1 protein-coding gene is annotated in these 1,353 nt (G+C 46.9%); it reads left to right on the top strand.

Going from position 1 to position 1,353, the window contains the following annotated elements:
• Positions 1 to 172: 172 nt before the first annotated feature.
• A partial coding sequence (locus ACTXGO_RS16415) for a CBS domain-containing protein (RefSeq protein WP_443574930.1) occupies positions 173 to 1,353 on the top strand: 1,181 nt, incomplete at its 3' end.

The raw sequence follows: 1,353 nt of genomic DNA on the forward strand, positions 1-1,353 counted from the left end.
GTTGAGGAGAGTCGTGAAGCCATTCGCCGTATCCGTACAATGCTGACCGATTAACATGACAGACTCTCTTCTCTTTGATCGTAACATGATATTTTGATAACAATGATGTTATTGTGGATTTGTGCGGGGATAGTGCTATAGTAAGACTAAATAGCACTAAAAGGAAGATGTCATGCCTCAGCTTGATTTTACCCAGCCGCCTTTTGATGTGTTAAGCGCTGATGAGCGTCTAAGCGTCAAAAAACATACCCAAGTGCGCTATCTTGCTAAAGATGACTCCTTGGCTGTCGATGATTTACAGTATTTTTTTGTGGTTTTAAAAGGTCAAATTGAGCAGCGCTTGGGTGATGAATTCGTCGCCACTTACCTAGGTAACAACCATACCAAGCATTTAAACAGTAATGACTGGTTTGATAGCCGCCGTACTCCTGAGCGCACCGACAAAAACGGTGAGATGGGTCACTCGCCTGAGTATTACCAGTTTTGTGCGGTAGAGGACTCGTTATTACTTCAAGTTGATGGCAGCGCTATCGACAAGATTGGCGCGCAAAATTATCTGGTGCGTCAGTTGTTATCCGACAAGCTCTCTGAGCGTCTAAAAGCGCTTGAACTTAGACGTAGCAATCAGGCTGCGGGCACTAATAGCTACACCGCCCAGCAAGAGGTACAACAAATCCTTTTGCAACCCGTTACCGATGTCACTTTACTACCCGTCCATATCGTTGCTGCAAGTAGCAGCTTATATCAAGCCACGCGTATCATGATGGACGCCGGTCTCAAGCATGTGCTGGTGCGCTCATCTGAGCACACTAAGATGAGACAAAGCGAGGTATCACACTCGGTAGTACCGCCTAAATCCGATCGTACTTTAGGGCTCTTGAGTGATCATGATATTTGCCGCGCGGTCAGTGATCAAAAAGATCCTGCTACTACCCCCTGTCTAGATTATGCCAGCTTTAATCTGCATACCATCAAAGATAAAAGTGAGATTGGTGATGCGCTATTGATGATGACGCGCTACCGTATCCATCGCCTACCTGTCTTAAATGACAGCGACACGGTTATAGGCGTATTAGCGCAAAGTGATTTGATCGCCTACGTCGGTCAACACTCACAGCTCATTAGTATGGAGATTGAGCATGCGCAGGATATGAGCAGTTTAGATAAAGCGGTGGAGTTGATCGGTCGCTACATCCGCGCGCAGCAGCAAAACGGGGTAAAAGTCAGCGTGGTTAGCCGCATGGTACAGCAGCTCAACGCTCAAGTATTCACAAAGCTGTGGCAGCTAATCGCCCCCAAAGAAGTGATTGAGAACACTTGTGTCATCGTTATGGGTTCAGAGGGCCGCGGTGA

The organism is Psychrobacter sp. T6-1, assembly GCF_052258445.1.